This is a genomic window from Thalassolituus maritimus (assembly GCF_900156675.1).
GTDB classification, from domain to species: Bacteria; Pseudomonadota; Gammaproteobacteria; order Pseudomonadales; family Oceanobacteraceae; genus Thalassolituus; species Thalassolituus maritimus.
Window position 1 is genome coordinate 112,842 of sequence record NZ_FTOH01000007.1, and the last position, 14,794, is coordinate 127,635.

At 50.4% G+C, this 14,794-nt stretch carries 17 protein-coding genes; 15 read left to right on the forward strand and 2 right to left on the reverse strand.

The features are described from left to right. Positions 1 to 8: 8 nt before the first annotated feature. On the reverse strand, positions 9 to 1,169 hold the full coding sequence (locus BW941_RS12215; RefSeq protein ID WP_245820100.1) for a GGDEF domain-containing protein: 1,161 nt from the start codon (positions 1,167 to 1,169) through the stop codon (positions 9 to 11). 154 nt (positions 1,170 to 1,323) lie between these two features. Here BW941_RS12215 and ybiA point away from each other — a divergent pair, with 154 nt between their 5' ends. Beyond that, the gene (ybiA, locus tag BW941_RS12220; RefSeq protein WP_076516470.1) at positions 1,324 to 1,797 is read left to right on the forward strand and encodes a riboflavin biosynthesis intermediates N-glycosidase; all 474 of its coding nucleotides are present in this window, start codon (positions 1,324 to 1,326) and stop codon (positions 1,795 to 1,797) included. A gap of 27 nt (positions 1,798 to 1,824) precedes the next feature. Here ybiA and BW941_RS12225 read toward each other — a convergent pair whose 3' ends face one another. Then, positions 1,825 to 2,676, reverse strand: a complete 852-nt coding sequence (locus BW941_RS12225) for a pirin family protein (RefSeq protein WP_076516472.1) — start codon at positions 2,674 to 2,676, stop codon at positions 1,825 to 1,827. A gap of 103 nt (positions 2,677 to 2,779) precedes the next feature. On the opposite strand from BW941_RS12225, the gene BW941_RS12230 reads away from it, so the two are divergent. From BW941_RS12230 to rpoS, 14 genes are all read left to right on the forward strand, one after another. Then, positions 2,780 to 3,187 carry a PaaI family thioesterase gene (locus tag BW941_RS12230; protein WP_076516474.1) on the forward strand — a complete coding sequence of 136 codons (408 nt, stop codon included), beginning with the start codon at positions 2,780 to 2,782 and terminating at the stop codon, positions 3,185 to 3,187. An 89-nt stretch (positions 3,188 to 3,276) separates the two neighbouring features. Continuing rightward, positions 3,277 to 4,329, forward strand: coding sequence for a hypothetical protein (locus BW941_RS12235; protein ID WP_076516476.1), 1,053 nt, complete (start codon positions 3,277 to 3,279; stop codon positions 4,327 to 4,329). Positions 4,330 to 4,336: 7 nt separating this feature from the next. Continuing rightward, complete coding sequence (locus BW941_RS12240; RefSeq protein ID WP_076516478.1) at positions 4,337 to 5,116, forward strand: hypothetical protein; 780 nt, start codon at positions 4,337 to 4,339, stop codon at positions 5,114 to 5,116. A 3-nt stretch (positions 5,117 to 5,119) separates the two neighbouring features. Beyond that, positions 5,120 to 6,079 carry a DKNYY domain-containing protein gene (locus BW941_RS12245; protein WP_076516480.1) on the forward strand — a complete coding sequence of 320 codons (960 nt, stop codon included), beginning with the start codon at positions 5,120 to 5,122 and terminating at the stop codon, positions 6,077 to 6,079. A 255-nt stretch (positions 6,080 to 6,334) separates the two neighbouring features. Continuing rightward, complete coding sequence (locus tag BW941_RS12250) at positions 6,335 to 7,666, forward strand: DUF4397 domain-containing protein (RefSeq protein WP_068437220.1); 1,332 nt, start codon at positions 6,335 to 6,337, stop codon at positions 7,664 to 7,666. Between the two features lie 147 nt (positions 7,667 to 7,813). Beyond that, on the forward strand, positions 7,814 to 8,107 hold the full coding sequence (locus BW941_RS12255) for an FtsB family cell division protein (RefSeq protein ID WP_068437390.1): 294 nt from the start codon (positions 7,814 to 7,816) through the stop codon (positions 8,105 to 8,107). Further along, positions 8,104 to 8,802, forward strand: a complete 699-nt coding sequence (ispD, locus tag BW941_RS12260; RefSeq protein WP_068437221.1) for a 2-C-methyl-D-erythritol 4-phosphate cytidylyltransferase — start codon at positions 8,104 to 8,106, stop codon at positions 8,800 to 8,802. Before BW941_RS12255 ends, ispD begins: the two co-directional genes overlap by 4 nt. 25 nt (positions 8,803 to 8,827) lie before the next feature. Further along, complete coding sequence (ispF, locus tag BW941_RS12265) at positions 8,828 to 9,310, forward strand: 2-C-methyl-D-erythritol 2,4-cyclodiphosphate synthase (protein WP_068437223.1); 483 nt, start codon at positions 8,828 to 8,830, stop codon at positions 9,308 to 9,310. Further along, positions 9,310 to 10,296, forward strand: a complete 987-nt coding sequence (gene truD, locus BW941_RS12270) for a tRNA pseudouridine(13) synthase TruD (protein ID WP_068437225.1) — start codon at positions 9,310 to 9,312, stop codon at positions 10,294 to 10,296. Before ispF ends, truD begins: the two co-directional genes overlap by 1 nt. Further along, the gene (surE, locus tag BW941_RS12275) at positions 10,296 to 11,036 is read left to right on the forward strand and encodes a 5'/3'-nucleotidase SurE (RefSeq protein ID WP_076516481.1); all 741 of its coding nucleotides are present in this window, start codon (positions 10,296 to 10,298) and stop codon (positions 11,034 to 11,036) included. The genes truD and surE overlap by 1 nt, the downstream gene beginning before the upstream one ends. 46 nt (positions 11,037 to 11,082) lie before the next feature. Further along, positions 11,083 to 11,715, forward strand: a complete 633-nt coding sequence (locus tag BW941_RS12280; protein WP_076516484.1) for a protein-L-isoaspartate(D-aspartate) O-methyltransferase — start codon at positions 11,083 to 11,085, stop codon at positions 11,713 to 11,715. A gap of 102 nt (positions 11,716 to 11,817) precedes the next feature. Beyond that, positions 11,818 to 12,723, forward strand: a complete 906-nt coding sequence (locus BW941_RS12285) for a DUF368 domain-containing protein (RefSeq protein WP_076516486.1) — start codon at positions 11,818 to 11,820, stop codon at positions 12,721 to 12,723. A 203-nt stretch (positions 12,724 to 12,926) separates the two neighbouring features. After that, on the forward strand, positions 12,927 to 13,715 hold the full coding sequence (locus BW941_RS12290; protein WP_245820101.1) for a peptidoglycan DD-metalloendopeptidase family protein: 789 nt from the start codon (positions 12,927 to 12,929) through the stop codon (positions 13,713 to 13,715). 76 nt (positions 13,716 to 13,791) lie between these two features. Beyond that, complete coding sequence (rpoS, locus tag BW941_RS12295) at positions 13,792 to 14,751, forward strand: RNA polymerase sigma factor RpoS (RefSeq protein ID WP_076516490.1); 960 nt, start codon at positions 13,792 to 13,794, stop codon at positions 14,749 to 14,751. Positions 14,752 to 14,794: the final 43 nt, after the last annotated feature.

The following is a 14,794-nucleotide window of genomic DNA, read 5'->3' on the forward strand; positions in this document are numbered from 1 at the left end:
GGAGAAGTTTACGCCGTAACCACTTTATTCCGCCCGGTTTCCTTGGCTTCGTACAATGCTTTGTCTGCCGTTTTCAGCAGGTCGCTCATCGCTTCAACATCGGGGGATGGGTAACAGGCGACGCCGAAACTCGCAGTCACATCAATCTTTTGGCCATCAACCACAACATTCATACTGCTGATCCGTTTACGAATACGTTCTGCGATCAGTTTGGCCTGTAATAGAGTGGTACCCGGCAACAGAACCGCAAACTCTTCTCCGCCATAGCGACCGACTTCATCGTTAGGGCGGGCGCTGTCCATCATGACTTTTGATGCGGCGATCAGTACCTCGTCACCCGCGTGGTGCCCCCAGGTGTCATTGATCTGCTTGAAGTGGTCGAGATCTATCATGATGCAGGACAGTGGGGGCATGGCGTCTGAAGCCCGGGCACGGCGGATTTCTTCCTGTCCTCTGCTGATAAGAGAGTTGCGGTTTGAGAGTCGGGTCAGGCCGTCGATTGTCGACATTTCCAGATACAGGCTTTCACGTTCGGTCCAGCGCTTCATGGCCAGAATGCAGAGATAGGTAAGCGGTGCAAGGATGACGGCGACGGTCATCCTTACCATCATCCAGCCTTCAAGAGGGCGACCATCCTCTGAGTAAGGTGATCGCTCAAGTAGCATGGCATAAGGAACGACTTCGCTGTAATCGAGCGCCGACATCAGGATAAGAATGGGAACGACGATCCAGAAGCAAAACTTGACTTTATTCACATCGGCGAGTGTGCAGGTAATGATGACACCGAGAAATATAATCAGGAGGGCCTCAGACAAGTGAGTGCCCGTCAGGTATCCCGTGGTCATCACGGTAACCAGAAAGCTACTGATGATGGCATTCTCAAATAGGGGCCAGTCATGCGTATACTTTCTTAGTTTCATAGCGGTAAGTATGAAACTTCCCATCACCGCGATATGCATTACATACAGAACACTGAGCATCATCACCAACGTCTGGTTCAACCACTCAGGGGCCAGAATATTGGTTGCCCACATACTGACACCAAAAGACAGTGGCGCGAGAAGCACCAGGCAGGCGAGAAGGATAAAACGGTCAATGGCTTTCCAGTCCATGGGGTTAGAAATCGTGAGCAGGCCAGGTTCCTTCAATGTATTTGAATCCGTAGTCATAGTGGCGTCTGTTATTCAGGTGGATTAATACTAGTTCAAGGCGTCTTGTTTGACCAAGTAACGAGGCCGGAAAGCACATAAAGCAGACAGAGCTTTGATGTACGCCAAAGAATTGTCTGGTAAATTGAGCGAAAGCCTGTAGCTGGACCGCCTGATGTTGTTTGAACATAAAAACGAAGAACTTTTCACGTTAAACCGTAGTGATACTCAGCAGCCGCTGTCGTCGTATGCCTTATTTGCCTTTGAGCTGGATGGCGCAGAATGGCCGAGTGTTGAGCACTATTATCAGGCAATGAAGTTCGAAGACGAGGCTCACCGCGAGAAAATCCGTCAGGCGAAGACTGCCGAGGAGGCAGCGAAACTAGGTAAGAGCCGTAAGCCAAAGCGTCGCAAGGATTGGAAGAAGACCAGCACGGTAGTTATGACCCGTGGCACCTACATTAAGTGCCGCACTCATCGTGATATTGCCGAACAACTGTTAGAAACGGGCGAGCTGCGAATCGCGGAGCTGAGTGGTTACGATTATTTCTGGGGAAGTGGCCGTGATATGCGAGGAAAGAACAACTTCGGTAAAGTGCTCATGGGTGTGAGAGACAAGCTGCGCTCTGAGCGGGAGCAGAGCGCCTGATCCTTCTTACTTCCTTCCTGCCTCTTGTCAGGGCAGTGGCGTAAATTCCTGGTTGTCTCCGGGAATATCCGGGAAACGCTGCTCCTGCCAGTCTTGTTTAGCCTGTTCAATCCGTTCTTTGCTGAACGACACGAAATTCCAGTGCATGTGTGGATGTTGAGACCATTGCTCGCCACCTAAGAATATGGTCCGGGCGTAGGCGTTACTCGAGACAGATTCGTCTGGAGACAGGAGAACAAAGTCTCCTTGTTGGTAGCGTTCTGAGCCGACCAGCACCTCCCCCTCGATGACATACAATGCGCATTCCTGATCCGGATTCGGGCGCTTGAAAGTGCTACCGGCGCTAAAAATGACATCCAGAAAGAACATAGGGGAGTAGGTGCGGATCGGCGAGGTCATGCCCATGGCATCCCCAGCGATCAGCCTGGCAAAGACACCTTCTTTATTGAACTGAGGTAGCTGGCATTTTTTGTGGTGAGTGAAAGCAGGTTCAATCTCAGCAAACTTCTCAGGCAGCGCCACCCAGCACTGAAGCCCATTGAGCGCATGGTCGCTGGCTTTCGTTTCGTGAGTTTCACGTTCGGAGTGCACGATGCCCCGGCCAGCGGTCATCCAGTTTACGTCACCCGGTAGAATCTCCATGTTGTTGCCGAGACTATCCCGGTGAAGTATCGAGCCTTCTGTAAGATAGGTCAGCGTCGCCAGCCCGATGTGTGGGTGAGGTCTTACGTCGATGCCCTCACCTGCGGCAAAGTGCGCAGGCCCCATGTGATCCAGAAATACGAAGGGGCCGACCATACGCTTCTCTGCATGCGGCAGGATGCGAGTAACACTGAAGCCATCAAGATCCTTCGTTTTACCTTTCAGAAGTATGCTCATGGTCGTGCCTTCCCGGTTTCAATACCTTCTATCCTAAAGCTATGATGTAACTGGCACCAGTCATAGAAGAATGCTGGTACAAAGTGTTCTGAGAGGTAGATATATGGCGAGCAAGGCAGAGCTGGAGCATTTCTTTGCAACAGAATTTCCGCAAGCGGATTTTAAGATCGAAGTACTGGGCAGCCGCTCGGCCACGATTCGAAAGCGTATCACCGAAGCACATCTCAGGCCGGGAGGCACGGTATCGGGGCCAGTATTAATGGAGGTTGCCGATGCCGCTTTGTACGTCGCCATACTGGCCGAGCTGGGCTTGGTTGCGATGGCGGTTACAACGAGCCTGAACTTTAACTTCTTGCGGAAACCGGCTTCAGACCGCGACATCATCGCAGAATGTACTCTGATGAAAGTCGGTAAGGCCTTAGTGGTGGGAGAGGTTTCTATGTACTCCGAAGGGGATCAGGAACCCGTCGCACATGCGGTAGGCAGTTACGCAATACCACCCCGGAAGTAAGTCTCAGGTCTGGCCTGTATTGATTGATTTAACAGGCCAATCGTTTATCCTGTCGGCCAATAAAGGAACTGCATTGCAAAGGAAGCTCGATGGCCGCGACACCGCTTAATGAATACTTGGTCTACTTGCCTAATAGAGATGGCCGAAAGATATACATTGACCCCTCTCTGGTACCTGTTTTTACCGAATGTGTTGATCCAACCAATGCCGCCGGGAAAAAAATAGCTAACGATATTCAAAGCAAATTGTCCTCTGAAGCTACTGGCACAAAGTCTGGACAGGCAATTGGTGATGCTGCCGAGTTCTATATGGATATCGGAGATGTCGGTGATCGTTGCGTTCGTGTCTTCTATCGGGTTTTACAGGCAGGAAGCGCAGGAGCTGACAAGGGCCCTGGTGTCTATGTTCATAATATTCATAGCATATCTTCCAATGGTAGGAAGGTGGACGTTGGCCTGTTTCATATGAGGGCTAATGGGCTTAAATGGAGCGATGAGAAAGTAACTTCGCAAGAGCTGACAGCAAAGGTATTAAGGCTAGGCTCCGTGGTCGATGAGGGAGGGCTTATCGAACTAAGTGATCTTTCAAAGGAGATGTTAAAGGCCAGTGCTCAGGAAAGTGATAAAACCGATTTTAACCTCTACCATTGCCCATTAACGATATCAAACGATGGAAACGACTATGCAACGCCTGAAGCCAGGCACCGAGTTGTCAGCCCGTCGGACCTGGCTGATGTTCTCGTAAATACAGCCTCCTTGGGGGAGTGGAGCGGTCGTCATTATGAAAGCTATACCGTTTATTGCTATAACGACGCTTCGAAATTATTGGAAAGTGCTCTGGCCTTAGTTAAAAGTAAAAATGTCTCCTTAGAGAAATTCAAATTTTCTCTGGTTTCCCCTTATTCGCCTTTTTCTTTTATTAAAAAGTTGGCAGATGACTGCGGTGCGACAGCAAACTTAGAATCTGGTGACATCAGCAATGTTTCGCAGTTGCATCAGAATTTCGATCCTGCATCCCTTAGTCAGGATGCAATGTCGACCTGTCAAAATTACTCTGACTTGGTAGCAAAGGATAGTATCAACAGTTTTTTCGACTTGTGGAAGGGAATGGGTTCTAAAGCTCAACTTCCCAGCTTAGGGTAATTGCCTGATGACTTCTGAGCACCTTTATCCTGCGGTGTCTATTCCTGAGCTACGAGCACAGTATTGCTTTCAAGTGGATAGCTATCGAGTTCTTGTTTCGTGTAACGATGGTGCTCGCTGCGACAGACGCCTAGATTACCAGTTTCATGATATCGAAGGTGGAGTTATTAATAATCCTAATGAAACTGGTGAAATTAATCCTTTTAGTGGCAGCTTTTACGTTATTAATAGAGATATGCGTGTACAGTTCCCTGGTTGGGTAGCTTCTGTAAATATTCAGATCTGGCCTAAGACAGAACTATCGATGCACAGCAGCCACTGGCGATCAGAAAAAGACTTGGTCGAGAATACAATTCGACTGCACAATCGACCGGCACACAAGCCAGAAGAGTGGCCAAATTATACGGTGCCCAAAGATCACAATGATGTGCTAATTTTTCGTGCAGAAGAGCGCTTATGGAGCTTATGCGAGTTTGGTGATTTTTCGGTTAATAATGCATTGATGACTGAGCTCACAGAGCACCTCGCTTTGATTATTGTTTTTGATACGGCTTCATTCTGGCAAAGAAAAACTTATCCGCCAAAAGATCTCAAAGCTCACCTGAAACCTGTCTTTATTGACTACCTCTCACGTATTCAAATCATTCCAACCGAAGGCGTCCCTGAGTCTGAACTGCCACCACTTGGTTTCTACCCTTCGAAGCGTGAAGAAAAAGAAATTGATAGCGAAGGTAATGCTGTTGCAGAGGACATACCCGCTAGCTCATCCAGTGAGTGGGGCTGGTAAGTTATGGGTCTGTTAGGAAATATCCTTGTTACCTTTGCGCTCATGCTCTGGCCCATGGTTTGGATCGTATCTATCATGGGCATGGGTGGTCCGGGTGCTTCTAACCGTCTGGACTGGATGATTCAGCTTCTGGTCTATATGTCGTATCCAATCTGGATGTTTGGTTTGCTGAGTCTCGCTGGAAAGTCTTTTTGGGGGCTGGCCAGTGGTTATTTTCTGATTGGCTGTCTGGTGCTGTTTATCATCTTTAACGCAGGCATGTTCCGCAGCATTTCTAATCTTCTTCAAGGGATTCGGAACGAGGGCTACTCGGTAGCCAAGAGCACCGCATATTTTAATGCCAAACCCATAGTTGAAGCTGACGCTAAGTCGTTTGATACGTTCAAGGGCGACCTGAGTTACTTCTTTGCGTACCACGCCTGGGATAATGAACACACGTATTACCGTGGAGAGGTTGTCGAGGGAGCTCCTGGCGGACCTCTTGAAGCTTTGAATGATCTCAGCAGGAGTCGTGACTATGTCGCTAGCGGTGAAACGGTCATCTACGGGAACACGGTGTTACGTGGGTGTAGTTTAAGTCATCTCGAGTTTTTTGAAGATATTGAAAAGTATTGGGCTCGCTGCGGTGAGAAAATTTATTATGCAGGCAACATTGTTGAAGGTGCAGATGCTCAGTCGTTCACTCCACTGAATAGCTGGTTAGCGCATGATAACTACCGGTTTTATGAGTGTACTGAAGTAACAGATACCACTGCTGATGCTTCGAGCTTCCAACGAATCGACGGGGGCTATTATCGTGATCATCATCGTATTTTCTATCTCCCTGACAGTACGATCCAAGAAGTCGAAGGTGTCGATCTCAATACCTTCGAAGTCGTTTATGAAGTCTTAGGTGAGGTCAGAAGCGACGCCCGGGATGCTCACTCCCGATACTACAATGGAGAGAGGGTCTCCTCTCACTAATCCTGTTTTCTGATGCAGATGGCCTCTGCTATCTGCTTTAGTTTTTCTGCTGATCCTCCCCCTAACTCGGGTCGCATACCTGTCTCTAGAGGTCTTCTCTGGGCTGCTGGCTCGATAAGTACCACTTTGTCGAATTTCTTTCCAGAAATGTAATCAATTGTCAGTTCAGGCACTCTGGGGCTATCTTTGTTAATTTGTGTGTATATATATTGTATATACCTTGTATATGGCAAGCTAACCTAATCAGGAGAGACTATGAATTACATTAAGCCTCTGGCACTGACCACAATTGCGGCCGCGCTGGCCGCCTGTGGTGGCGATGACAGTAACGATGATCAGGCCTACCTTCGGGTTTTACATGCATCGGCGGATGCTCCCAACGTGGATGTTGCGCTCAATGGCGATGTTGTCCTGCGCGACGTCAGTTTTCAGCAGGGTACCGGCTACCTTGAGATTGAGGATGGCCTGACAACAGTAGAAATTCTGGTCGCTGGCACTGAAACCGTAGCGTTCAGTACAGAGGTTGATCTCATGGATAACGGTTACTACTCAGTAATCGCCATCAATGATGTGGCCGAGCTTGATCTCAAGGTTATCGATGACACCGCAACATACACAGACGGGGATGCTGACGTAACCGTCGTCCACGCCGCGACGGTTGCTGATGATGTCGATATTTTTGTGACTGCACCGGGAGACGATCCGGATACTAGTGCGGATACACCGGCCTTGGATGGGGTACCGTTCGAAGCGAACGCAACGCTTGAAGCCGTCGCGGCAGGAGATTACGAGGTCTTCATTGGTGGAGATGAATCCGAAGAGCTGGTTTACGCATCTGGAGAGCTTAATGTCGCAGGGGATATCGCGCTTGTAGCTGTTAACAGCATCAAAGGCCGTTCACCTGTGTCCTTAATTGCTTGGTCTGACTCTGGTGCAACCACGGTGTTGGACAATAGCGCAGAGCTGCGGGTCGTTCATGCCGTTGACGACATTGATGTTGATGTTTTCGCTAATGGCGAGTTATTCATTGATGGGTTTACTTACCAATCAGTAAATGGATACACGGTGCTCGATCCGGGTACGGTCAGTGTTGCTATTGCTGCAGATGATCAGGGGCTTGGTAATGCTTTGGCGAACCTGAGCGGAGATCTGACTCTGGAGCGCGGTGAGTCTTACACAGTCATCGCATCGGGAGACTCCGGAGCAGTAACGGATGCGCAGCTGATAGTACTTACCGATACCCGTGCAGCGGAAGATGCCTCGAATGGTTACGTTCGTCTGGTTCATGCCTCCTCTGCAACCGCTGCCGACCCTGTGGATATTTTTGTCTATGAAAACGGTATGACTCAACCGCAATCACCAACGTTTGCGGATGTTGAACAAGGTCAGGACACTGGGTACGTCGCTCTGTCACCAGCCACCTATACGGTAGACATCGCCGCCGATGATACCACCAGCCCCGCTATTTCAGGTCTTGATTCATTGCCATTTGCGGCCGGTGACGTGAAAACTGCGATCGCGATTGGTGATAGTTCCGGACTGGATGCGCTGCTGCTAAATGATAAGCGCGGATCAGGCGTGGAGTGATTTGATTGAGTACAGGTTAACTGTGTTTCGATGGAGAGCGGGCTCAGGCCCGCTTTTTTTATTGTTCGGTTTGGTCAAGCTGTCCCGCTGGTTTACTATGTGGCCATTCTTAACGTCTGGTCTTCTCCGACCTGGAGCACCTTGTACATGGCATTCCGAGCTACACATTTCTGGACTGCGGTAGGCATTTTTCTGCTGATCGTGCTGCAGTACCGCCTGTGGTTCGATGACAGCGGCGTGATTGCTAATCGCGCGCTTGAGCGTCAGATAGATCAGTTGCAGACATCCAACGATAAACAGTCTTCAGAGAATCATGCCTTGTTGAATCAGGTGATGGATCTACGCACCGGCGATGCCTTGCTGGAAGAGACTGCCCGCGAGGAACTGGGGCTGGTTAAAGATGGCGAGACCTTTATCTTATTTGCAGAACCCGATTCATGAGCGACTCTATCTGGGCAGTGCTCCCGGCTGCTGGTGTAGGCAGCCGCATGCAGGCCGACCGGCCAAAACAGTACCTTCCTCTGAAAGGCCGCTTCCTTCTCGATCATACCCTTGAGTGTGTACTTTCTTACCCTTCTATTGAAAAGGCAGTGGTCGTGCTTTCTGAGGACGACCCCTATTGGCCAGACAGTCAATTTGCCAGCCATTCTGATGTGATCAGGGCGGAAGGCGGTAGCGAGCGTTGTCACTCGGTACTTAACGGTTTATGCGCACTTGAGGGGATAGCTTCGGACACTGACTGGGTAGCCGTGCATGATATTGCCCGCCCCTGTCTACGACACAGTGATCTTGATCTTCTGTTTGATGGGCTTGGTGACAGCGGGGCCATTCTGGCGTCGCCAACGCGAGATACCATGAAACGGGGCACACTTCAGGCAGATGGCTCGGTGGTGATTGATCATACGGTAGAGCGTGACCAGCTCTGGCACGCGCTTACCCCACAAGTGTTTCGTCTGGGTGAGTTAAGAACTGCACTCGAGCGAGCACTAGCGGACGGTTTTGAAGTGACAGATGAGGCGTCTGCAATCGAATATGCTGGTGGCCGTCCGCGCTTAGTCTCGGGCCGGGCAGACAATATCAAAGTTACCAGGCCGGAAGATCTGGCACTGGCAGAACTTTTTTTATCGCAACATTAATGAGCAACTAATTCAGGAACAGGCCATGCGCATCGGACACGGTTTTGACGTACACGCTTTTGATGAAGGCGATTTTATTACGCTTGGAGGTATGAAAATTCCTCACTCGCACGGCCTTAAAGCGCACTCCGATGGTGATGTTGCATTACATGCATTGGCTGATGCGCTGCTGGGCGCGGCGGCACTGGGGGATATCGGCCAACACTTCCCGGATACGGATGAACAATGGAAGGGCGCTGACAGTCGCATGCTGCTGCGTCATGTTGTTTCTCTGGTGGCTGACAAAGGTTATCGCGTGGGTAATGTTGATGTCACCATCATCGCGCAAGCACCAAAGATGGCCCCTCATATCGCTGATATGCGCGCCGTAATCGCTGCAGATCTTCAGGTCAGAATCGACGACGTCAATGTGAAGGCCACCACAACTGAAAAGCTCGGTTATGTCGGTCGTAAAGAGGGTATTGCCGTTCACGCGGTAGCTCTGTTGCTGAATAGTGAGACGCAATAATGCAGGATTATTCAGTATTACCGGAGTGGCCATCCGCGTACGAAGCGACAGGAGCTACGGCCGTATTAAAGCAGGAGAACAGTGACTTTGTGGTCACAGAGATTCCTCTTGGGTTGCCGTCGGGCGAAGGAGAGCATGTCTGGCTTGATGTCGCCAAAGATGGGGCGAATACGCAGTTTGTGGCCGCTCAGATTGCTGAATTCGCCGGTGTTCGCGAGCTGGATGTGGGTTATGCAGGCCTGAAAGACCGATACGCAGAAACGCGTCAGTGGTTCACTGTGTGGATGCCTAAAACAGAGGCGCCAGACTTTATAGCACTCGAACACCCTGAGTTTCGTGTAATAAGTCAGGCTCGGCATATAAAAAAGCTGCGCCCTGGAGACCTGCTCGGTAATCGTTTTCAGATACTTTTACGTGAAGTCAAAGGAGACCGTACTGCCATCGAGCGTAATCTGTCGTTGGTTCAACAGTATGGCGTCCCGAACTATTTTGGCCCCCAGAGGTTTGGTCTGGCAGGGGACAACGTGGCAAATGGCATGGCGATGCTGAAGCGTGAAATTCGCGTGCGTAATAAAAAGAAGAAAGGCATCTATCTGTCTTCGGTCCGGTCTTTCCTGTTTAACGAAGTTCTCGCCGCCAGAATACGTTCTGGGTTGTGGGGGCAGAGCCTGACTGGCGATATCCTGACGGATGAAGGTGTCGCAACAGGACCTATGTGGGGACGAGGGCGGCTGACAACTACCGATGACGCTCTGGCGCTTGAATCGGAGATTGCTGCACAACATCCTGAACTCTGTGAGGGGCTTGAATTCTCTGGTCTGAATCAGGATCGCCGTGCGTTGGCAGCAATGCCCGGTAATATGACCTGGAGCTGGCCAGAAGAGTCGCATTTACTACTCACATTTTCACTGCCTGCCGGTTATTATGCGACATCACTTATTCGTGAATGCATAGAAACAACTGAACCTGAAAGGTATGTACCCTGATGACTCTGCTGCTTTCCAATGATGACGGTGTTCATGCGCCCGGCTTGAAGATGCTGGCCAGGACGTTGTCTGCGGCGGGCTACGATATTCGCGTCAGTGCGCCAGACCGTGACCGTAGTGGCGCAAGTAACTCTCTGACGCTCGACCGGCCCCTGCAGGTCATTCACCATGAGAACGGTTTTCATAGTGTTGATGGCACCCCGACCGATGCGGTGCACCTGGCTCTCAACGAATTTCATGCGGACACGTGCGAACGGGTGATTGCAGGCATCAACAGCGGCGCCAATCTGGGGGACGACGTTCTCTATAGTGGTACGGTCGCAGCGGCCACCGAAGGTCGTTTTCTGAAGCGCACGCCGATTGCGGTTTCTTTATGTGGAAAGACTCACTTTGAAACAGCTGGTCGGGTACTGATCGATATTCTGCCGCAGCTAGAATCGCTGGCCTTGCCGCGCAACGCCGTGATTAATGTGAACGTTCCGGATCTACCGTACGAGGACATTACCGGTGTTGAGGTGACTCGTCTGGGGCACCGAAATAAAGCGGATAATCCGGTTAAAACAACCAACCCTCGTGGCAAAGAATTATTCTGGATCTCGGCGGCTGGCGATGTTGCTGATGCTGGGCCGGGTACTGATTTTTATGCGATTGAGCAGGGGCGGGTCTCGATAACCCCCATTCAGACAGATATGACGCTACATAGCATGTTGGTTCCGGTGTCGGAACATTTTGAGAAGTGAGAGTGCAGGAAGCAAGGTGAACGAACACTACTTATCTGGCATAGGAATGACATCGCAACGCACCCGCAACCGCCTGGTGCAGCGTTTACAGGAAGCAGGCATCAGAAACGAAGAAGTCCTGAATGTCATTGCTACAACTCCAAGGCATCTTTTCGTCGACGAAGCACTGGCGCACCGTGCATACGAAGATACCGCTCTGCCGATTGGTAACGGCCAGACCATCAGTCAGCCTTATACGGTTGCACGCATGACAGAAACACTGCTGGCGAACGGGCCGCTGGAACGGGTACTGGAAATCGGTACTGGCTCTGGTTACCAGACAGCCGTACTCTCTCCGCTTGTCAGAACCTTATATAGTGTTGAGCGTATCGAACCGTTGCATAACCGTGCGGTCGAGCGCCTGCAAAGCCTGGGGTATGACAATGTGCATCTTACCCTCTCGGATGGTACCTGGGGGTGGCCTGAGCATGGGCCTTACGATGGTATTCTTGCTGCCGCAGCCCCGGAAGAGGTGCCTGAGTCATTGCTTGCACAGCTCGCTGATGGTGGGCGTATGGTGATCCCGGTGGGTGGTAAAGAACAGAAGCTGGTACTGATTACCCGACGTGGTGATCATTTCGCACGAAAAACTCTGGAAACGGTGCGTTTCGTGCCCTTCCTTCCCGGAGTTCAGAATTAACAATAGGGCGCTACGGCGTCCTTTTCTTTATCTGTCACTCAATCGAATACACGATTTACAACAACGACATTTGCGCAGGGCCTGCGCAATTATGGAGACACAATGGAGCATCTGAAAATATTTCTTAAGGGCATGGCAATGGGAGCGGCGGATGTTGTCCCTGGTGTGTCGGGTGGCACTATCGCATTTATCACCGGTATCTATACCCGCTTATTGGATGCCATTTCCAGCGTGAATCTGGAGGCTTTAAGGAAGCTCAGATCCGAGGGCTTTAAATCAGCCTGGACTCATATCGATGGAACCTTTCTACTGGCATTAGGCGCAGGCATTCTGACGGCCATTATCAGTCTGGCCAAAGTAATTCATCACCTGCTCATGACTCACCCGGTTATGCTGTGGTCATTTTTCTTCGGTTTAATTATCGCCTCATGCGTACATATCGGCCGAACGATACCCCAATGGCGGTTAAAAGAAATCGCAATGCTGGTGGTAGGGGCTGTGATTGCCGCCTTTATCAGTCTCGCATCGCCGACTGAGACTGCAGTAACACTGCCGATCGTCTTTGCCGCTGGAAGTATTGCGATCTGCGCCATGATTCTTCCCGGCATATCCGGCAGCTTTATTCTGCTACTGATGGGTCTCTATACCCCTGTGATTGCCGCGATTAAGGGGTTTGATCTTCCGGTGCTACTGACCTTTGCAGCAGGAGCGGGCCTTGGACTTTTGTTGTTCTCCCGCTTGCTCAGCTGGCTTCTTCATCACTATGCGTCGGTAGTACTCGCACTTCTGACGGGTTTTATGGTCGGATCACTAGTAAAAGTCTGGCCATGGAAAGAAACGCTGTCGACACGCATCAACAGCAAGGGAGAAGAAGTGCCATTCGTACAGCAAATGGCACTGCCGGTATTTGATGAAATGGTTGTGGTTTCAATTTTTTTGATGTTCTCAGGGGCCATTCTTGTTATCGGACTTGAACGCTTCGGAAGTGGTAATTCAGCGGAAAAATAAAATGAACGCCTGTTTAGTCACTTCTTTTCTTTGAAAAGCAGGTTTGAAATCCTGTATACAGTGGCTACGGATAAAAAAATCCTGATATTTTTTAGAATACTTTGGAATTAAAAAATACGTTTTTTATTCACCTGGGTTGCAAAGGTTGCAAACCGTTACATGGGCGGAAAGCCGTCACTATCGGGTGTCAAAAAGTCGTAAACTTGTCAGAACCTATGAAAACTGCCCGGCTTGTCATATTAGTCATAACCTCAACGATAGTTACTGCTTGTACATCTGGCGGTGGCTTCGTCTCAGTTGATCAAAAATTCGGCAGAGATAAAACGGCGTCAGGTTTTCATCTTGTTCGCGAGGGAGAGACTTTGTATTCCATTGCGTGGCGCTATGGATTGGACTATCGCGAGTTGGCGAACGCTAACTCCATTTCTTCCCCACATACTATTTATCCCGGCCAGAAAATTGACATCGACTACACCGCCGCAGAAGCCGCCAGTGCTCCGCGTGTGAGTGTCAGAAACCCGTCAAATCCGCCTAAGCCTGTTGCATCGCCAAGAGTCAGTAAACCTAAAAATGGTCAGTTATCGCCAAAACCGGTGCCGACTGGGCCGATTTCGGGGTGGCAGTGGCCCTCTGACGGCAAAATAATTGGTCAATTTTCGACCAGGAGACCCGTGAACAAGGGGATTGATCTTGCCGGGTCGATGGGGGAATCTATTTTGGCAGCAGCGGCGGGAACAGTGGTTTACGCAGGCACCGGACTCCGGGGGTACGGCAACCTTGTCATCATCCGGCACAACGAAAAGTTCTTAAGTGCTTACGCCCACGCTAGCCGCATCACCGTCAGCGAAGGCCAAGAAATTAAAGCGGGCGGAAAAATTGCCGAAAAAGGATCTACTGGTACCGACAAAGTGAAACTTCACTTTGAGATCCGGGAAAACGGCAAGCCGGTCAATCCACTGAAGTATCTGCCACAGCGCAGAGGGGGTGGATAAAAAGTAAACAGTCGTTCTGGCACAAAACCTGTTTCGGTTCAGGTTCAGGATGACCAACCCAAAGGTGGGACTAAACATGGCAGTACAACAACGCGATATTATTGAAGAAGAAGTGTTCGATGACGTAGAAACAGCCTCAGCTGACGATTCTACTGAAGAAAGCGGCCAGGAACGGTTCGCTGCGGACACATCCGGGAAAACTCTTGATGCCACCCAGATGTATCTCAATGAGATTGGTTTCTCTCCGCTGTTGTCTGCTGAAGAGGAAGTGCATTACGCTCGCCTGGCTCGTAAGGGCGACGAAATGGGCCGTCGACGCATGATCGAAAGTAACCTCCGTCTGGTGGTGAAGATCTCTCGTCGTTACGTTAACCGCGGCCTTTCTCTGCTTGATCTGATTGAAGAAGGTAATCTGGGGCTGATCCGCGCTGTAGAGAAGTTTGATCCTGAACGTGGCTTCCGCTTCTCGACTTATGCAACCTGGTGGATTCGTCAGACCATCGAACGTGCAATCATGAACCAGACCCGCACCATTCGTCTGCCGATTCACGTAGTAAAAGAGTTGAACGTCTATCTGCGTGCTGCCCGTGAGCTGGCTCAGAAGCTTGATCACGAGCCGACGGCTGAAGATATCGCAGAACTGCTTGATAAGCCTGTCGCGGACGTTAAGCGCATGCTGAAGCTGAATGAGCGTGTTACTTCGGTTGATACGCCGCTGGGCCCGAATTCTGACAAGTCGATTCTCGACACCATCGCTGATGAGCGTATGGAAGATCCGGGTACAGAGCTGCAGAACGACGATATTCAGAGCAACCTGTCACAGTGGATCGAAGAACTGCCTGAAAAGCAGCGTGAAGTGCTCTCACGTCGTTTTGGTCTGCGTGGCTATGAACCAAGCACGCTGGAAGATGTAGGCCGCGAAATCGGTCTCACCCGTGAGCGAGTGCGCCAGATCCAGGTAGAAGCGCTTAAGCGTCTGCGAGAAGTATTTGAAAAGCACGGTCTGAATGCAGAGGTGCTGTTCGGTATGGCATAAGCCATCACCGTAAACAAAAAAACCGGCCAATGGCCGGTTTTTT

Bases quoted from the DNA above. Each gene is read 5' to 3' on its own strand.
- BW941_RS12280 (WP_076516484.1), top strand. From the start codon at position 11,083: ATGACATCGCAACGCACCCGCAACCGCCTGGTGCAGCGTTTACAGGAA.
- BW941_RS12255 (WP_068437390.1), top strand. From the start codon at position 7,814: ATGGCATTCCGAGCTACACATTTCTGGACTGCGGTAGGCATTTTTCTG.
- ybiA (WP_076516470.1), top strand. From the start codon at position 1,324: ATGTTGTTTGAACATAAAAACGAAGAACTTTTCACGTTAAACCGTAGT.
- surE (WP_076516481.1), top strand. From the start codon at position 10,296: ATGACTCTGCTGCTTTCCAATGATGACGGTGTTCATGCGCCCGGCTTG.
- BW941_RS12225 (WP_076516472.1), bottom strand. From the start codon at position 2,676: ATGAGCATACTTCTGAAAGGTAAAACGAAGGATCTTGATGGCTTCAGT.
- BW941_RS12285 (WP_076516486.1), top strand. From the start codon at position 11,818: ATGGAGCATCTGAAAATATTTCTTAAGGGCATGGCAATGGGAGCGGCG.
- ispD (WP_068437221.1), top strand. From the start codon at position 8,104: ATGAGCGACTCTATCTGGGCAGTGCTCCCGGCTGCTGGTGTAGGCAGC.
- BW941_RS12235 (WP_076516476.1), top strand. From the start codon at position 3,277: ATGGCCGCGACACCGCTTAATGAATACTTGGTCTACTTGCCTAATAGA.
- BW941_RS12245 (WP_076516480.1), top strand. From the start codon at position 5,120: ATGGGTCTGTTAGGAAATATCCTTGTTACCTTTGCGCTCATGCTCTGG.
- ispF (WP_068437223.1), top strand. From the start codon at position 8,828: ATGCGCATCGGACACGGTTTTGACGTACACGCTTTTGATGAAGGCGAT.
- BW941_RS12215 (WP_245820100.1), bottom strand. From the start codon at position 1,169: ATGACTACGGATTCAAATACATTGAAGGAACCTGGCCTGCTCACGATT.
- BW941_RS12240 (WP_076516478.1), top strand. From the start codon at position 4,337: ATGACTTCTGAGCACCTTTATCCTGCGGTGTCTATTCCTGAGCTACGA.
- BW941_RS12230 (WP_076516474.1), top strand. From the start codon at position 2,780: ATGGCGAGCAAGGCAGAGCTGGAGCATTTCTTTGCAACAGAATTTCCG.
- BW941_RS12250 (WP_068437220.1), top strand. From the start codon at position 6,335: ATGAATTACATTAAGCCTCTGGCACTGACCACAATTGCGGCCGCGCTG.
- rpoS (WP_076516490.1), top strand. From the start codon at position 13,792: ATGGCAGTACAACAACGCGATATTATTGAAGAAGAAGTGTTCGATGAC.
- truD (WP_068437225.1), top strand. From the start codon at position 9,310: ATGCAGGATTATTCAGTATTACCGGAGTGGCCATCCGCGTACGAAGCG.